This is a genomic window from uncultured Victivallis sp., from assembly GCA_944389935.1.
Classification (GTDB): domain Bacteria; phylum Verrucomicrobiota; class Lentisphaeria; order Victivallales; family Victivallaceae; genus Victivallis.
The window spans coordinates 117,609-134,151 of sequence record CALXOE010000003.1 but is presented as its reverse complement, the minus strand read 5'-3'; the positions used below and the strand labels follow the sequence as shown (position 1 = coordinate 134,151).

Here is a 16,543-nt window from a genome sequence, read left to right as displayed (position 1 = left end):
TATCTTTCTTTAATATATAAAGTTATAAGATTTAATGTGTAAATTTACAAGTTTACATTTGAATTTATCACAAAACCTGATATATTATTCATGCAGGATAGAATAAGGGAGAGGCAGACATGATACCCAGAGCAATCGAACCTCAGTTGCGTCGACTGGCTGCGCAGTTTCCGGTTATTACGATCACAGGGCCGCGACAGTCCGGCAAGACGACGCTGGCACGGAACTATTTTAAAGAGTTTGACTATGTGAATCTGGAGGAACCGGAAACCCGGGCTTATGCACAGGAGGACCCCAAGGGCTTTCTGGGGGACCATCCGGCTCCGCTCATCATCGACGAGGTGCAGCGGGTGCCGGAGTTGCTGAGCTACATTCAGGTGCGTTCCGACGAGGCGGGGCGGATGGGGCAGTACGTCCTCACCGGCAGTCATCAGCCGAAACTGAAAGCTGAAGTCAGCCAGTCTCTGGCCGGGCGTACCGCCATTCTTCAACTGCTGCCGCTTTCGATTGCGGAACTCTCCAAGGCCGGGATTTCCATGGATCGCGATGCGTATATCCACCGCGGCTTTCTACCCAAGCTGCATGCCCGTCCCGATGCGGATCCGGAACTGGAGTACAGCAACTATTTCGCCACCTACGTGGAACGGGATGTCCGCCAGCTCATTCATTTGCAGCACCAGCATGAATTTGAGGTCTTTGTGCGGTTGCTGGCCGGACGAACCGGACAGCTGCTGAACTTGAGCAGTCTCTCCGACGACGTGGGAATCAGCGCGACGACGCTGAATGAGTGGCTGAATGTGCTGGAGGCGAGCTTCATCATCTTCCGGCTGCAGCCATATTTTGAGAACTTCGGGAAACGGCTGATCAAAAGTCCCAAAATTTACTTTACTGAAGTGGGGCTGGCAGCCTGGCTGCTCGGCATCAAATCCGCCGATATGGTCGGTCGCGATCCGCTGCTCGGCAATCTCTTCGAGAACATGGTTATTGTTGAAGCGATGAAGGCACGATTGAACTCCGGGAATCAGCCCGATCTCTATTTCTTCCGCGATCAGCGGGGGTTTGAAATCGATCTCCTGCTGGCCGACAATCGGAAAATCTTCCCGTATGAGATCAAAGCCGGACGCACCTGGTCGGCCGGGTACGCCGCCAACTTGAAGAGTTTCTGCGAACGGGAGACGAAAATCCGAAAGGGAACGGTGATCTATGCCGGAGATTTGAAACGCTCCGGCTCCCCCGCTGCGGTCAACTTCAAAGAGACGGCGAACGTGATTCTGCGCGACGCCGCACAGGAGCATCCTTCCGCCTGACTCACTTCAGGGAACGGATGAATTCGGCGACCGCGTTCAGCTGTTCCGGGGAGAGCGTCTGAATCTGTCGGATCACCTCCTGCCGGGAGAGTTCCAGAGCAGGGATTTCAGATGTTCCACCGATCAATGTCGGCAATTTAGCAAGATACTTTTCATTTGCTTCGCGGTCGGCGTGCGCCTGATAGTGCCGGGTCATTTCCGGACTCATGTGCCCGAGAATCGACTGAACCACCGGCAGTGGAATCTGATAGCAACCGGCCAGATAGGCGAACGTGTGGCGCAGCGAATGCACATCCTTCACACTGGTCGCCCGGCCACGGTTGCGACCGGTTCGGGTAGTCTGAATCCCCAGGCCTTCCAGAAAGCTTTTGACCCGGTAGGAGATACCGCTCGGGTTGCTGGCGTACATTGCAGCATGTTCCGGCAAAATATATTCACTGCCGGCAGAGAGCGGCTTCTGTTCGCGCAGAAAATTCGCCAGTGGAGGCAGGATCGGGATTTCCAACGCCGCACCGGTTTTGCGCCGCCGTCGAATGATCCACCGCTCATCCCGGATTTCACTCCAGCGCAACGTGCAGATATCTCCCTCTGAAAGCCCGGTGCAGATGCCGATCAGAAACAGCGGACGGACAAACGGGTCAAGGTTGTCGCTGATCAACTTCAACTCTGCAGGCGTAAAGGCATCCCGGCTTTCCGAATCATTATCCATCATGTCGAATTCAAAAGGATTGTAAAGAATTCCCGCCTCCTCCTGAAGTTTGGAAAAGACCGATTTCAAGGTTTTGTGAAATGCGTTGACGGTTCGCCCGGAAAGACGGCTCTGCGCCTCGTAGCTGTGTTCGACTCTCTTCCCTTGAATCACTCTCTGATACCGGATGGTACGGACAAAACGTCCTTTCTCGCGGAGCTGCCGGATATAGGATTCCGCATGAAGGCGGCTGACACAGTCGAGCTGTTCGATCGCCGGGTAGGTCGCATGCATGAAAGCGACAAAATCATTCCACTGACTCCGGTTGATCTGCTGTTGCTGAGCGCTCGGCTGTTTAGGCTTGGCAAGATACAGTTCAAAGGCGGCGTCCAGAGTAATCTTATCCCCGCCGGTCAATTCCCGTTTGAAGTTTTCGACGAGGGCACCGACGCTTTTCTGTTCGGAAAGAGCTTTGACTTTTTCCCGTAAAGTTTTCTCATAACCAAGTGCTGCGGTCCGGGTGGTACAGCCTTCGCAGACGCCCCGGTAACGTTTTCCGTTCTGGGAAAAATCGTAGTGGTACTCGTCCGTCTCGCCACCGCTGGTTTTCCGTTTCGCCACACTCATGAAAAACACCTTTCGGATTGCTTCCTCTTGGTACCTAATGTAGCACTTTTCCGGAGTGGCGTCAACATCGAAATGCCACATTTCTGCCACATTTCATTAAAAAATCGGTATTTTTGAGCTTAAGAACATTTGACTGGGGGTCAAAAGGTCGAGAGTTCAAATCTCTCTATCCCGACCATTTTTATGCCGAAATTCCGGGAATCTGAGCTCAAACTCGGGTTCCCGTTCTTTTTTACGTAATTTTTCCGCCGTCAAATCACCTGAGAAAATTGATTTTTCACCGGGACGCCCCGGATTCATTTCGCAGGAGTGACTCCGGGGGACTCGAGACTTCGGTTCTCGACAAAAACTTCAGATGAATCACTTCTTTTCACTCCTTTAAAGGTTTCAGGGCTGATGCGAGTTGCAATCAAGATTTCTCATGCTATCTTACCCTTGTTGACTGTCAATTTATCACCCTGGAGGAAACGTATTTTCTGTGTTTTTACAGCATTTCCCCGTACGTGACAACAATATCAAACCAGAGAGAACAATGAAAACAGATTGCAGGACAAAAACAATATTTTGCTTTATATTTGTAATCATTGTTTTGGGAGGAACTCTCTTTATCATATATCCTCCCGTTGTGAATTCCGTTACAAAAATCAATGCATTTGAAAAAGGAGCAGTATTTCTCGATCTGGGACAGCAATATTGGTTCGGGGATGGCAAAAAACAAGATTACGCCCTGGCTGTTTTTAATTTTAAGCTTGCTGCGGAAAAAGGGAATGCTCAGGCGGCCGCTTTTCTGGGCGATGCATTCCTGTATGGGAAAGGTGTAGAAATCGATTATGAAAAGGCGTTTCAATACTATTTGAAAGGAGCGAATGCCGGCGACCCTTTTGCTCAAACCGGGTTGTCGGTTATGTATTTGGAAGGTTATTCCATCCCTCGAAATTTAGACAAGGCAGTATTCTGGGCCAAAAAGGCAGCAGATCAAAACGTATCTCAGGGCTGGTATTCTCTGGCGATTTGTTATTTGGCTTATCATGATGCAGAAAGAGACGGAGAAGCGTTTCAGATTTTCAAAAAAACTTTCGGAAGCAAATGTCGCCGAGGCATATATAGAACTCGCCGACTGCTATCTCGATGGAATCGGCGTGGCCCCAAATGTACAAGAAGCAGAAGTTTGGTATCGAAAAGCATTGCTTTCAGATCCTTACAGTGTGACCAGTGCAAAAATTTCTCTGGCTCAAATCTATATACGCAATGCTGAATTCAAGGACAAAATTCCCCTGGCGATTCAATATCTGACCGAGACGGCAGAGGAAGATAACTATGACGCTCAATATGAATTGGCGATATGTTATCGCGATGGAATCGGGGTTGAAAAAAATTTCAATAAAATGTTGTACTATTTGAAGAAAGCCGCCGCAGCGGGAGAACAATCGGCGATTCAGGAACTAAGCAAATATAAAGAATAATTTTTTGCTGCTTTTTTTATCAGTTGTGTCCGATTCGCCACCCGGGGACATAGGGAAATCCATGGGGAACAAAGCCCCCTCCTCCCGAAAATCTCTTCAGATCAACATCGGAATGTTTGCCGGACATTACCAATTCAACAACCGGCACATTTTTTATCATCCGGCAGGAATTTATCCAATGCCGCGGATCGACCCATTGTTACTGCAACGCTGGTGGCGCACGAACTTATTTGCGGTTCTCTCCGCGACTATCAAACGTAATGACGTATCCGTACTTCGTCCGGAATCAGGATTCGAGAGCATTGCTGACACGTTTCAGAAGCTCCGGAATGTTGAGTTTCTGCGGGCACTTCGCGAGACACGCACCGCAGTTCACGCACGCCGAGGCGGGCGCTCCGCGCTGAATCGGCGACATCGCGACCGTATAGTCGGAAATCGCCCGTTTTTTGTTCCTGTGCACCAGATAATTGTTATAAACATAGGCGAAGATGTAACCGATTGCCACGTTGTGCGGACACGGAATGCACTGATAACAGCCGGTGCAGTCGATATGTCCCGGGGTGTTCCGGTAAGCCTGAATCGCCGCGCCGAGCGCCTTGCGTTCATCCGGAGTGAGCATATTCGGCTTCGCTTTTGCGGCATAACGCAGATTTGCCTCGACATCCGCCATTGCTCCCATGCCGCTGACCGCGACGCTGACCTCCGGAATATCCCAGAGGTAATCGAGCGCCCATTCGGTATCCGGCTTCTCGATCCCGGTCGAGCGGAGCGCCGCGCGCATGGACGGCGGCAGATTCGCAAGAAATCCCGTCCGTACCGGTTTCATCACGGCAAGTCCCATCCCGTTGGCCGCGGCATATTTCGGCCCGAGACAGCCAGCTTCATATTCGTAATCCAGATAGTTATGCTGGATCAGGCAGAAATCCCAGGGGGCGGATTCCACCACCTCCTTGAAGAGCTGAAGACGATCATGAAACGAGAAACCCGCAAAGCGGATTTTCCCCTGTTCCTTGAGCTTCATGATCTTGTCGATCAGCTTGAACGGGATCACCTTCTCTTTCCAGCCGCGATGCATAATCATGTGAATGTGATAAAAATCAATGACGTCACACCCCATTGTCCGGCGGGACTCGTCGAAGAACTTCTCAAAGTCCTCCGGCTTTTCCATCATCCACCACGGAGATTTGGAGGTGACGTAAACCCGCTCGCGCCAATTTCCTTTCAGCGCTCTTCCGGCAACCGCCTCGCTCTGTCCGCCGAGATAGACGCGCCCGGTGTCGATGTAGTTGACACCGCCCTCGATCGCACGGTGAATCATCGCGACGCTCAGATCGGAGTTCACAGTTTTTCCGTCCGCGAGCATCGGCAGCCGCAGCAGCCCGAACCCGAGCGCGGAAACATTCACCCCCGTTCGTCCCATCGGGCGATACTGCATCTGCGGATTGAAATTCAAAACCGGCCCTGTCGGTTTCACTGCGGCAGGTTCCGCCGCCCTCAAAACCGATCCTTTGCCGAACATGGCTCCGGCGGCCGTGACCAGCGCCGCCGATTTGAGAAAATCACGTCTATTCATGTCATTGCCTCCATTTCATTTGTCAAGTCCGATCAGGTGTGCGGGATTGGTCCGTACCAGAAGATCAATATCTCTTTGTGGAATTTCTGCCCCGGACAGCTCGCGGATACAGGTGCGCATTCCAGTAATTGGATTCGGATTGCCCTGCTGACCGAGATCGGTCGAAATAAAACTGCGTTCCGGAATTGTCCGTACATAAGTCAGAAACTCCTCGTGACTTTGCCGTTCGAATTGCGGATTCCCGCTTCCCGGCCCCCAGAGGCGCGGCAGATAGCAATACTCCACAAACGCGCCGAGATCGACCGCCTGCAGAATCTGGTCGCGCGTCAGCTTCCAGATCAGCGAATTGACGTGGGTGACGACGAATTTCTTCACCCCGATCTCCTTTGCCTTCCGTGCCAGAATCAGGCTTTCCTGCGGCGCACTGTGTCCGGATGCAAAAATGATGTCCGCTTCGGCGCAGAGTTCCATCACCCGGACGACTTCAGGAAGAACATTTCCCTGCGGGTCAAGAACCGGAATACCCGGCCCCGGGAGTTTGTCGCACTGGTGCTGATAGGCGGCGGCGAGCGTCGGCATCCAGATGCAGCGACAGAGTGAGCCGGTGGTTTTGATCGCCTGTTCCGCGGCAAAGACGTTAACCTTGTCGCCATGAACGCAGTTCATGCAGAGACTTCCGAACACCTCGAACTCCGGCAGAGCCTGCCGGATCAGATAAGCGCGGCCGTGACAGCTCCAGTCGTTGGATTTGTACATCAGCGCCCGGTATCCGGCCACTTTCGCCTGTCGGGCGAGCGTCAGCTCGTCGATACAACGGGCCCGGGTGTCCGGCAGACAATGAATGTGAATGTCACAGACTCCGGCAAGCAGAGGGTCGGCGGAACTTTCCTGCCGGACTTCCATTTCATCCCGGACGGGAGCCCCGGCCGCCCCGCCGACCAGCATCACCCTTCCAGGGACGCCGAGCGTCTTGATGAAATCGCGTCGGTTCATGGTTACACGCTCTTCCCCAGCAGATACGCCTGTTCCGGAAATTTTGTATGATTGACCGCGCCGACCGGCCAGACTCCAGGCGCGATGACTTTCCCGACGTCGCTCCAGCCGAGATAATCCAGCAGGATCTCGTAATGATCGGTGATTGCTTTTTCCTTGCGTTTGTTGTTGTCGGCATAAGTCATCAGCAGAGCGGCCTTTTTCGGCACATGGATCGAGCCGTTGATCGCGTAGAAACGGTCGATCACCGCCTTGATCTGCGCAGAAATGCCGAAGTAATACATCGGCGTGGCGAATACCACCATCCCGGCATCAACGATATGTTTCCGGACAAATTCAAAATCGTCCTTGAACACACATTCGCCGTTCATGCCGCATTTGTTGCATGCAATGCAGGGATGAACATCCTTGAACGCGGCATCAAAACGGACGATTTCATGTCCGGCCTCTTTCGCGCCGCGGATGAAATGTTCCGCGAGCGTATTGGAATTTCCATTTTTCCGGGGACTTCCCGTAATGACCAGAATTTTCATTTTTCCACCTTTCGAGTTTGCCGCGGCATGTACCAGAGTTCCGCCAAGAATGACGCTTCCGGCGAGAACTGCCGTTGCCGTCAACGATGTTTTCAGGAATTCGCGTCTGTTCATGGAGTTACTTCATCCTCATTTCCGGGACGAGCGGATTCTGATCGAGCAGATCCAGCTGTTTGACCATTTTCAGCGTTTTCTGCTTGTACTTTTGAAAATGCGGCGTTTGAATATGATGGTCATAGGCGGCGCGATCCGCGTAGATCTCGAGGATCGTGATCCGTTCCGGATGTGCCTTCTCCTGCATCGAATACATCATGTAGACGCCCGGCTCTTTCGCCATGGATTCACGCCCGCATTCGGTCACGAGAGCGAGATATTCCGGGAGCTGTGCGGGATCAACTTCGATCCGCGAGATCCGCACGATGCTCTCCGGCGTAATCTGGTTTTTCATCCGATCCTCCTTTCTATTCAGAAACTCCGTCGCGAGGCGCCCTCCCTCCCGGTACGCCTCCTCCATGCCCGGATAGGTCATGAACGCATGAAGCGTTCCGGGAAGCGTCCGGTGCGTCACCGGAACGCCGTCCTTTTTCAGACGTTCCGCAAACGCCTTGCCCTGATCGTACAGGAGGTCGCACTCCGCCGCGACGATCAGCGATTCAGGATCGTATGTGAACTCCTCGGCGGCGTGGGAAAGACCCGCAAACGCCATCGCCAGAAAAAGTGCGGTTTTTCCCGGAACTCTCATCATGCGGAATCCTTTATTTTCTGACGGTTACGACCTCATCGACCCATTTGCGCAAGGCCTCTTCCGCATTTCTGACGCCTCTTCCGGAAAATGCACCGCCTTTTCCGAACGCTGCTTTCGGACAGATTTTCCGCATATCCCGTTCACAGCCGGCCATTCCACCGCCGCCGTGCGTGACGAAAGGGATCACCGTCTTGCCGCTGAAATCATAGGACGAAAGGAAACTTCTCACCGGCGGCGCCATCGTACTCCACCAGTTCGGCGTGCCGACGAAGATGACGTCGTATTTCGCCAAATTATCGACTTTCGTCGCAAGTTCGGGCTTGAACTCGTCGCGACACTCCTGTTTCGCCTGATCGACACATGCGCTGTAATCGGCGGGATAGGCCTGAACCGGTTTGATTTCAAAAAGCGTTCCCCCGGTCAGCTTCTGAATCTGTTCCGCCGCGAAACGGGTATTCCCGCTCCACGAATAATAGGCGACCAGCACTTTCTCCGGCTCCGTTTCCACTTTCTGAATTTTTGCGTTTTCCGCCGAACAACCGGCCGCTCCGAAGAAAGAAGCCGCCATCATCATCGCCATCGTTCTCTTTTTCATGGTTACCTCCCTGAATTGGTTATGTGTTCCTGCTGCATATGGAAGATGAAATAATCCAGACAATCGACCTGTTTCTGCGCGGCATGAACTTTCTCCAGCAACCCGGAGCGCTGAGCGGCCAGAAGTCGCAGCTCCTCCCGGAAATTGCCGTTTTCATGCAGGGCAAGAATCTTATCGATCAGCGGCTTACGGCATCCAGCATCCCTGAGATTGCGGATCAGTGAAATGTTCTTTTCCTGTTCCATGTGTTCCGAATCCATCGTCGGTCTCATTTGCCTGAAGTCGCCTTGTTGTAATCCGCATCCGAAACCGGTTCCAGCCAGGTATTTTTGTTGGTTCCCGGATTGCACTCGATCGCGAGGTGCGAAAACCAGCTGTCGGGCGCGGCCCCGTGCCAGTGTTCGACATCCGGCGGAATCTCCACCACGTCTCCGGGCAGAAGTTTCCGGGCCTCTTTTCCCCGCTCCTGATAGAAGCCGACACCGCCGACCGCGATCAGCAGCTGTCCGCCCGTATGCCGGTGCCAGTTATTGCGGCAGCCGGGCTCGAAAGTGACATTCGAGACAGGGACGTTGAGTCGCTTGTCTTTCGTGAGCGGCGCGAGATAGGATTTTCCGATGAAATATTTTGCATAGGCGGTATTTTCGTCGCCGCGCGGGAAATGGCTCAGCGTGTTGCTTTTCACATTTTCGAGAATCCAGTTGACCTGCGCATCGGTCACGCCATTGTGCTTGCCGATGGCAATATGCGAGGCAAGTTGACTTTCGACGCCGTCCATCGCAGCGAGGGCGGCGATGGTGGCGAGTTCCCTGGTCCGCCAGTCGAGATTGTCCCGCCCGAAGATGTCACCGAAGAGGTGCGCTTTCAGAAATTCATCGATCGCCGGAGCGAAATCGAAGAGCGCCCCCTTGACCGGCGCGCCGCAGAGTTTCGTCTGATTGGCCGTTCCGAAGTCGATGCTTCTCCCCTCCGGCAGCGGCCCCGGGAGTTTCCCCGCATCATCCCTGATTCCCGCCGCTTCGCGCTCGTTCAGCAGCGTCATGAAGTTTCCAAGCGCATTCAAACTGCGCGGGAATCCGCAGTAGGCATACAGCTGGACGAGAACCTCTTTGATTTCGTTCACGGTCAATCCGGATTCCAGTCCGGCGGTCAGAGCCTGCTTGAGCTCCGGCATTTTTCCGCGCGCTGTGTACATGGAAATTTCAACGAGTTTTTCTTCTTTTTCATTCAATGGTTTCATATCCTCATTCGCCTCCAGTTGATTGACCGAACAAAACAGGGCAAAGATCATTCCGGCTAAAAACAGTTTACGCATCCTTCATCTCTCCTTTCCGTTTGTTTTCCGACTTGAATCACCGACGGAAATCCGCAATTCGATTGATTCTGCCCATCCTCCGTTCTTGTTTTCTTCAATATAGTATATCGGTTTTTCCGCAAATAACAAATACTTATTTTTTATACATATCCATGCTTGACAGGCATGGAATTTCATGCTATGTTGGCACAGGGAAATACATGGAGGTGCATTTTGGAAATCAGGGTGTTGCGTTATTTTCTCGCGGTCGCGCGCGAGGGGACGATCGTCGGGGCGGCAAAATTCCTGCACGTGACCCAGCCGACGTTGTCGCGTCAGCTGCAGGATCTGGAAGAGGAACTCGGTCAGCAGCTTTTCATTCGCAGCAACCGCACCATCACTCTGACGCCGGAAGGACGTTTTCTGCGAAAACGCGCGGAAGAGATTCTGGAGATCGTCAACCGGACCGAAAATGATTTCAACACGATGGGGGAAAACATCGGCGGCAGCGTCCACATCGGCGGAGGAGAGTCAAAAGCCATGCGCCTCATTGCCGATACGATCGGAGAATTGCAGAAAGAGTATCCCGATATCCGCTACAACCTTTACAGCGGCAACGCCGAGGATGTCATGGAGCGTCTCGACAAAGGGATTCTCGACTTCGGCATCCTGATCCAGCCGGTGGATATTTCAAAGTACGATTCCGTCGCGCTGCCCATTCGCGATGTCTGGGGAGTCGTCATGCGGAAAGATTCTCTTCTTGCGGAAAAATCGGCAATCACGCTTCGGGATCTCCTGGATCTTCCTCTGATCTGTTCGCGAATCAACATTCGGCAAAGCTCCGTGAAGAACGCCTATTCCGAATGGTTCGGGAAAAGTTTTGAAAAGCTCGACATCGTTGCGACCTACAACCTCATTTACAACGCCGCGCTGATGGTCGAGTCTGGGATCGGGTATGCGCTCGCGCTCGGCGGACTGATCGACACCCTCGGAAACCGTGAACTCTGCTTCCGCCCGCTGGAACCGAAACTGGAGTCCGGGTTGAACATCGTCTGGAAGAAATATCAGATTTTTTCCAAAGCCGCAGAACTCTTCCGGGAGCGGCTTCTGGAGCGCTTCTCCGAGTCGGAAGTCGATCTGCGGCAGCGAATGTGATCGCATCATTCCGCGTTGGCGGAGGTGACCAGCTCCGTTTCGGCGGACGGAGCCGCCGGTGAAGTGTGGTCCGCAATCCGCCTGATGATCATGAACACGATACTTGCCACCACGATCAGAAGCAGAACAATGGTCATGATCTTCTTTTTCCCATCTCCTCCGCAGCAGCAGGGGGCGGCGGATTCCGCCGGAGTTCCGCAGCAGCAGGAAGATTCCGTCGTTTTCGTTTCGGGAGAAGCGCATTGGCCGCCGCAATCACATGCCGGAGCGGAGAGGAATCCGACAATCTCCTCCGGCGTCGACACCTTGCCGGAACTGACGATCTTTCCGTTCACGGCCAGAGCCGGAGTCATCATGACGCCGAATGCCGTGATCTGATTGATGTCCTCGATTTTTTCGATTTCACAGGGAAGATCGATCCGTTCCGCCGCCAGTTTCACATTGGCAGCGAGTTTTCTGCACTTGTCACAGCCTGAACCGAGAATTTGAATTTTTGTCATTTTTCCTACTCTTTCTTGTTCAGGATGAGCGTCCTTTACCAGTTTCCGTAGAGATATCCGAGCAGCGTGGAAAAGAAAATCACCAGAGAGACGAAAACGACTGTTTTCCTGCTCCCCATCACGCAGTTGATGACCAGCATGTTCGGCAACGAAAGCGCCGGGCCGGCCAGCAGCAGTGCCAGCGCGGGGCCCTTCCCCATGCCCGCACCGATCAGACCTTCCAGAATCGGGACTTCCGTCAAGGTGGCAAAATACATGAATGCTCCGGCAAATGCCGCAAAGAAGTTGGAAAGCAGAGAATTTCCCCCGACCAGTTTGCCGACGTATTCAGACGGAATCAGCCCCTCATGACCGACGCGCCCCAGCAGCAACCCGGCAATCAATACACCGAAAAGCAGAAGCGGCATGATCTTTTTCGCAAAATCCCAGCTGGTTTCAAACCAGTTTCCAAGTTCGCCCTCTTTTTCAGTGCTTGTAAATGCCCCGACTCCGAGAAATCCCGCTGTGAACGCCAGCAACGGCTTGTCCGGGAACAGGATCGCCAGTACAAGTACCGGAATGACAACACACACCAGTTTCCACCACTTCATACCGTGATACCGGACCAGCGTGAATCCGAGCACGAGAGCTGCAAGGCTCGTCAGATACCATTTAACACGCCAGAAAGCCGTCCACAAGGCTCCGGAATCTTCGGATTTTCCAAGATTTGCAAAAACCAGGATCGCAATCATGCTGCCGATGAAAAGAACATTCTGCCACAGCGGGCGTCCGGATTCCGCATCCGCAAAATCAGCCGCCATACGCGCCTTTTCCAGCTCTTCTCGACGGAAAATCAGGTGCATGCACACGCCGATCACGATTGACAAACCGACCGCTCCGACCGCCCGGGCAATTCCGAGTTCAATCCCCAGCACCCGCGCAGTCAACACGATCGCCATGATGTTGATGGCCGGGCCGGAATAGAGAAAGGCCGATGCCGGACCGAGTCCCGCACCCATCTTGTAAATCCCTGCAAACAAAGGTAAAATCGTACAGGAACAGACCGCCAGAATGGAACCTGAGACGGAAGCGACCAGATAAGCGATCCACTTTTTCGCCTTTGTTCCGAGGTACCGCATGACCGCACCCCGGCTCACAAATACGCCAATGGCTCCGGCGATGAAGAACGCCGGCACGAGACAGAGCAGAACATGTTCCCGGGCATACCATTTCACCAGTTCCAGCGATTCGATGGCCGCCTGGTTGAACCGTTCCGTTCCCACCGGCAAATAGTAACAGATGAGAAATCCCCCGGTGAGAGCAACCAGCCATTTCCATTGCGTTTTCCACATTTTATTCCATCCTTATTTATTTAGCTGAAAGACGAAATAAAAAATCAAAAAAAAGTCACTCCTGCCGTTTCTCTCCAAGACACTGGATGACCGGCAGAATGCACGGACAGGTAAGCCGATAAAAGACCTGTTTACCCCGCTTGTCATCGATGATGAGCCCTGCATTTTTCAGAATGGCGAGATGCTGGCTCATCGTGGCGAATCGAATTCCGACTGCCTCGACAAATTCGCAGACGCAGTGCTCCTGACCGTCCGCAAGTTGCTTGACGATCCAGAGTCGCGTCGGATGACCGAGCGCCTTGAACACCTCCGCCTCATGGCGGCAGCAGTTTTTATCGAATTTCAGCATGACTTCCCTCTGTTATTTTGTAATATAACTAAATATTTTCATTTGTCAAGTCGTCAGAGGGCAAAACGATCCAGAAATTTTCGACAGAAAGGAGGAGTCACCATCTGAGAATGCAGCATTCGGAAACAGCTTCCCTCCCCCTTTTCGCAACTTACGAGATGAAATTGGTCGCGACCCACGGCTCCTGCGGCGGACGCGGCAGGTTGGTTTGCGCCATGCTCTTAAGCAGATACGCCATATTGTTCCCCAGCGTGCGCATGGTCTGGAGACCTTCGAGATCACGCCTGACCTCATCCGGCGTAAACCCGTGGGTCGAGTTCCAGTACTGACTTGAGACGACCGGCATTTGCAGAATGGTGAAGTATTTGTTCAACCGGTCGAATGTCGCGCTCGCTCCACCGCGGCGGCAGTTGACCACGCAGGCCGCGGGTTTGAACTGAAAATATTCCGACGCCGAGAAAAACACCCGGTCGAGGATCGCGCAGAGAGCTCCCGGAGGACCCGCATAATAGACGGGCGCTCCGATGACCAGAGCGTCGCTCTCTTTCATCTTCGTTACAAAATCCGTATAAAGCTTCTCCCGGAACACGCAGCCGTCCGCCCCCTCTTCATGGCACTTCCAGCAACCGATGCATCCCTGAACAGCCCGATTCCCGATCCAGAAGATTTCCGACTCGACGCCGTTTTTATTCAATGCGCCGGCCACCTCCGAAAGAGAGGTGAATGTGCAGCCGTCCCGATGGGGACTCCCGTTGACCAGTAACACTTTCATGGGAACTTGCTCCTTCCTGATTTCAATGAATGCTCTCCCCGAGCTCGAACGCTTTCTTCAGCTCCGGATGTCCCGCAATGTCGCCGAGTTTCAAAACTCCTCCCGCAATCAGAGTGCCGAGATCCTCCCAGCCCAGAAACCCGAGCAACGACTTGTAGTAATGAAGAACCGGCTCCTCGTTCTCCCGACCGCTGCCCTCCGAGGCCATCAGCAGAATCGTCTGCTTGTGGGGAGTCACCCAGTTCGGATCAGACTCGGTCACCGCGAACAGACGGTCCAGCACGCACTTCAACTGACCGGAAAATCCCCAGTAGTACATCGGCGAGGCGAAAACCAGAATGTCCGCCGACCGGTACTCCGGATAGATCTTCTCCATATCATCTTTCTGAACGCAGGGAGAGTCAGGATTCCGGCCGCCGCCGAGACACCCTTTGCAACCGTGAATCGACATCCGATCCAGATCGAAGCGGACCACCGTGTTGCCGCCGGCTTCCGCACCGCGGGTGAACTCCTCTATCAGGGCCGCCGTATTGCCGTTCAAACGCGGACTTCCGTTCAGAACCAGAATTTTCCTGCTCATTTTCCCAACTCCTTTTCTGATGTTTGATGCATTGATCCGGAAAGAGAAAGGATTTCCCCCCCGGATCGTCCGATCAAATATTTTCTTTCCAATCAATATAACCCGAAAAATTTTTCTGTCAAGAATGTACTATTTTGTATCATAATATCATAACTGTGCAATACTTTCTTTTCAGGAAGTATATGTTTTATGCTCAGAATTTGCTTTTCGGAACATTGCGGGATATAGTAAAAGAAAAATTGATTTTTTCGGAATAAAAGTGGAAGTTTTCAGATGGACAAGAAAAAAGCGTTGTCGTTTCACTGTTCGGTGGAAGCCGCGATGGCGGTGCTCGGCGGAAAATACAAGGCCATCATCATCTGGCATTTGAACGTCTCTTCCGTCATGCGCTACAACGAGATTCAGAAAGCCATCCCGCAGGCGACAGCCAAGATGCTCAGCCAGCAGTTGAAAGAACTCGAGAGCGACGGCATCATCCGGCGGAAACTGTATCCGGTTGTTCCGCCGAAAACGGAATATTCGCTGACGGAGCTGGGAAAAACCCTCGTGCCGATCGTCAACGCCATGAGCGACTGGGGACACGACTACTTCCAATATCTCGGTGTGCCCGATCCGTGTCCGGAAGATTGACCCGCGAACCGGAGCACCCCTGCGACCGTAGTCTCCTGGAAATCAACAGGATTCCCGTTCCGAGAGTGGAGGATCGATTCCCCGGGCCGGAAGATTCATGAAAAAAATTCTTTTTTCTGCTTGATAAATTTTATTATTACATTATATTATAAAATATTGAAAGGAGATGTTTTCAATGGCAAACGATGAAACCAGAGAACTTGCCAACCTCGCGGAGGTATTCAAGGCGCTTGGACATCCGACCCGGCTCTGGATCGCAAAAAATCTGGAGGGAAAGGAGCTCTGCGTCTGTGATTTCGTCACCGGAACCGGCGAGGAGTTTTCCTCGATCAGCCAGCATCTGAACGTTTTGAAGAAAGCGCATGTCGTGGAGTGTGACAAGCGCGGCAAACACGTTTTTTACCGTCTTGCGTATCCGTGCATTCCCTGGATGATCCGTTTCATGGAAGCGCGCGACGAATTCAACCGTCTTTCCCCCGAGGAAAAGAACGTCTGCATGGAGCAGCAGCGGAAGCAGCTGATCGATCACCTCATGCAGCTGAAAGGGTGATGTTTTTTTGTACAACAATTCAATATTTCATAAAATGACAAACAAACAGGAGGAGAAAAATGAAATTTCAGGAAATCAGAAGTGCGACGGCGATCGTGACATTTGGCGGGGTGCGGTTTCTCGTGGATCCGTGGCTGGGGGACAAGGGGACGATTCCGCCGATTCCGGGCTCTCCGAATCCGGATCTGCGCTGTCCGGTGAGTGATCTGCCGCTGCCGCTGAACGAAATTCTGGATGTGGATGCCGTCATCGCGACCCATCTGCATTTCGATCACTTTGATGCAACGGCCATGGAGAAGATTCCGAAATCCATGGTGATTTTCGTGCAGGACGAGATCGACGGGGAGACGTTGCTGGCGAAAGGATTTCAGGATGTCCGGATTCTGAAATATGCCGGAGTGGAATTCAAAGGAGTCCAGCTCACCAAAACCGACTGCCTGCATGGCCAGCCCGGAAACATCGGGCTGCTGTATGAGAAAATGGAGCTGCGCAGTTCCGCCTGCGGCGTCGTGATGCGCCACCCGGCGGAGGAGAAAACCCTCTACCTCGTCGGAGATACGATCTGGTGCGACTATGTGAAAGCCGCGCTCGACTCGTTCAAACCCGATGTGATCGTGGTGAACGCGGCGGCGGCGACCATCCGCGGCTTCGGACGGATCATCATGGATCTGGAAGACGTCCAGGCGGTGCTCGATCACGCTCCGCATGCCGTCGTCATCGCCAGCCACATGGACAATGTCGGTCATGAAACGCTCTGGCGCCGGGATTTGAAACACTATGTGCAGCAACATCATCTGGAAACGCGGCTTCTTGTTCCGGAAGACGGGGAAGTCTGCGAATTCTGAACAGGAGGAATCG

19 protein-coding genes and 1 pseudogene are annotated in these 16,543 nt (G+C 53.0%); 7 read left to right on the top strand and 13 right to left on the bottom strand.

The window, feature by feature from the left end:
- The first annotated feature begins 119 nt into the window (after positions 1–119).
- A complete protein-coding gene (locus Q0J85_RS02040; protein WP_294477770.1) occupies positions 120–1,307 on the top strand; it encodes an ATP-binding protein in 1,188 nt (395 codons plus the stop codon).
- A 1-nt stretch (position 1,308) separates the two neighbouring features.
- Here Q0J85_RS02040 and Q0J85_RS02035 read toward each other — a convergent pair whose 3' ends face one another.
- A complete protein-coding gene (locus Q0J85_RS02035) occupies positions 1,309–2,622 on the bottom strand; it encodes a tyrosine-type recombinase/integrase (protein WP_294477768.1) in 1,314 nt (437 codons plus the stop codon).
- A 532-nt stretch (positions 2,623–3,154) separates the two neighbouring features.
- On the opposite strand from Q0J85_RS02035, the pseudogene Q0J85_RS15415 reads away from it, so the two are divergent.
- Positions 3,155–3,592, top strand: a pseudogene (locus tag Q0J85_RS15415) (tetratricopeptide repeat protein); the annotation flags it as partial.
- 58 nt (positions 3,593–3,650) lie between these two features.
- Positions 3,651–4,085: a tetratricopeptide repeat protein gene (locus Q0J85_RS02030; protein ID WP_294477767.1), complete on the top strand. Its 435-nt coding sequence runs from the start codon at positions 3,651–3,653 to the stop codon at positions 4,083–4,085.
- A 286-nt stretch (positions 4,086–4,371) separates the two neighbouring features.
- On the opposite strand, the gene Q0J85_RS02025 is transcribed toward Q0J85_RS02030, so the two are convergent.
- The 7 genes from Q0J85_RS02025 to Q0J85_RS01995 are packed head-to-tail and all read right to left on the bottom strand — an operon-like array spanning position 4,372 to position 9,839.
- The gene (locus tag Q0J85_RS02025; protein ID WP_294477765.1) at positions 4,372–5,658 is read right to left on the bottom strand and encodes an aldo/keto reductase; all 1,287 of its coding nucleotides are present in this window, start codon (positions 5,656–5,658) and stop codon (positions 4,372–4,374) included.
- 15 nt (positions 5,659–5,673) lie between these two features.
- Positions 5,674–6,651 (bottom strand): DUF6282 family protein, encoded by a 978-nt coding sequence (locus Q0J85_RS02020; protein WP_294477763.1) that lies wholly within the window; start codon positions 6,649–6,651, stop codon positions 5,674–5,676.
- 2 nt (positions 6,652–6,653) lie between these two features.
- On the bottom strand, positions 6,654–7,298 hold the full coding sequence (locus Q0J85_RS02015; protein WP_294477762.1) for a flavodoxin family protein: 645 nt from the start codon (positions 7,296–7,298) through the stop codon (positions 6,654–6,656).
- 4 nt (positions 7,299–7,302) lie between these two features.
- A complete protein-coding gene (locus tag Q0J85_RS02010; protein WP_294477760.1) occupies positions 7,303–7,929 on the bottom strand; it encodes an antibiotic biosynthesis monooxygenase in 627 nt (208 codons plus the stop codon).
- A 10-nt stretch (positions 7,930–7,939) separates the two neighbouring features.
- Entirely contained in the window at positions 7,940–8,524 is a 585-nt protein-coding gene (locus Q0J85_RS02005) for a flavodoxin (protein WP_294477758.1), read from the bottom strand.
- 2 nt (positions 8,525–8,526) lie between these two features.
- Positions 8,527–8,796 carry a hypothetical protein gene (locus Q0J85_RS02000; RefSeq protein WP_294477756.1) on the bottom strand — a complete coding sequence of 90 codons (270 nt, stop codon included), beginning with the start codon at positions 8,794–8,796 and terminating at the stop codon, positions 8,527–8,529.
- Positions 8,793–9,839, bottom strand: a complete 1,047-nt coding sequence (locus Q0J85_RS01995; RefSeq protein ID WP_294477755.1) for a carboxymuconolactone decarboxylase family protein — start codon at positions 9,837–9,839, stop codon at positions 8,793–8,795. The genes Q0J85_RS02000 and Q0J85_RS01995 overlap by 4 nt, the downstream gene beginning before the upstream one ends.
- A gap of 213 nt (positions 9,840–10,052) precedes the next feature.
- On the opposite strand from Q0J85_RS01995, the gene Q0J85_RS01990 reads away from it, so the two are divergent.
- Positions 10,053–10,973, top strand: coding sequence for a LysR family transcriptional regulator (locus Q0J85_RS01990; protein WP_294477753.1), 921 nt, complete (start codon positions 10,053–10,055; stop codon positions 10,971–10,973).
- Between the two features lie 5 nt (positions 10,974–10,978).
- Here Q0J85_RS01990 and Q0J85_RS01985 read toward each other — a convergent pair whose 3' ends face one another.
- The 5 genes from Q0J85_RS01985 to Q0J85_RS01965 form a co-directional block, all read right to left on the bottom strand.
- Positions 10,979–11,473 (bottom strand): thioredoxin family protein, encoded by a 495-nt coding sequence (locus Q0J85_RS01985; RefSeq protein ID WP_294477751.1) that lies wholly within the window; start codon positions 11,471–11,473, stop codon positions 10,979–10,981.
- A 35-nt stretch (positions 11,474–11,508) separates the two neighbouring features.
- Entirely contained in the window at positions 11,509–12,804 is a 1,296-nt protein-coding gene (locus Q0J85_RS01980; RefSeq protein ID WP_294477748.1) for a permease, read from the bottom strand.
- Positions 12,805–12,859: 55 nt separating this feature from the next.
- Complete coding sequence (locus Q0J85_RS01975) at positions 12,860–13,153, bottom strand: helix-turn-helix transcriptional regulator (protein ID WP_294477746.1); 294 nt, start codon at positions 13,151–13,153, stop codon at positions 12,860–12,862.
- A 151-nt stretch (positions 13,154–13,304) separates the two neighbouring features.
- Positions 13,305–13,925 carry a flavodoxin family protein gene (locus Q0J85_RS01970; RefSeq protein WP_294477744.1) on the bottom strand — a complete coding sequence of 207 codons (621 nt, stop codon included), beginning with the start codon at positions 13,923–13,925 and terminating at the stop codon, positions 13,305–13,307.
- 22 nt (positions 13,926–13,947) lie between these two features.
- Positions 13,948–14,505 (bottom strand): flavodoxin family protein, encoded by a 558-nt coding sequence (locus tag Q0J85_RS01965; RefSeq protein WP_294477742.1) that lies wholly within the window; start codon positions 14,503–14,505, stop codon positions 13,948–13,950.
- Positions 14,506–14,778: 273 nt separating this feature from the next.
- Between Q0J85_RS01965 and Q0J85_RS01960 the strand changes: the two genes are divergently transcribed.
- From Q0J85_RS01960 to Q0J85_RS01950, 3 genes are all read left to right on the top strand, one after another.
- Positions 14,779–15,135, top strand: coding sequence for a helix-turn-helix domain-containing protein (locus Q0J85_RS01960; RefSeq protein WP_294477740.1), 357 nt, complete (start codon positions 14,779–14,781; stop codon positions 15,133–15,135).
- Positions 15,136–15,310: 175 nt separating this feature from the next.
- Positions 15,311–15,685, top strand: coding sequence for a helix-turn-helix transcriptional regulator (locus Q0J85_RS01955; RefSeq protein WP_176911126.1), 375 nt, complete (start codon positions 15,311–15,313; stop codon positions 15,683–15,685).
- A 59-nt stretch (positions 15,686–15,744) separates the two neighbouring features.
- Positions 15,745–16,530: an MBL fold metallo-hydrolase gene (locus Q0J85_RS01950; RefSeq protein ID WP_294477735.1), complete on the top strand. Its 786-nt coding sequence runs from the start codon at positions 15,745–15,747 to the stop codon at positions 16,528–16,530.
- Positions 16,531–16,543 lie beyond the last annotated feature (13 nt).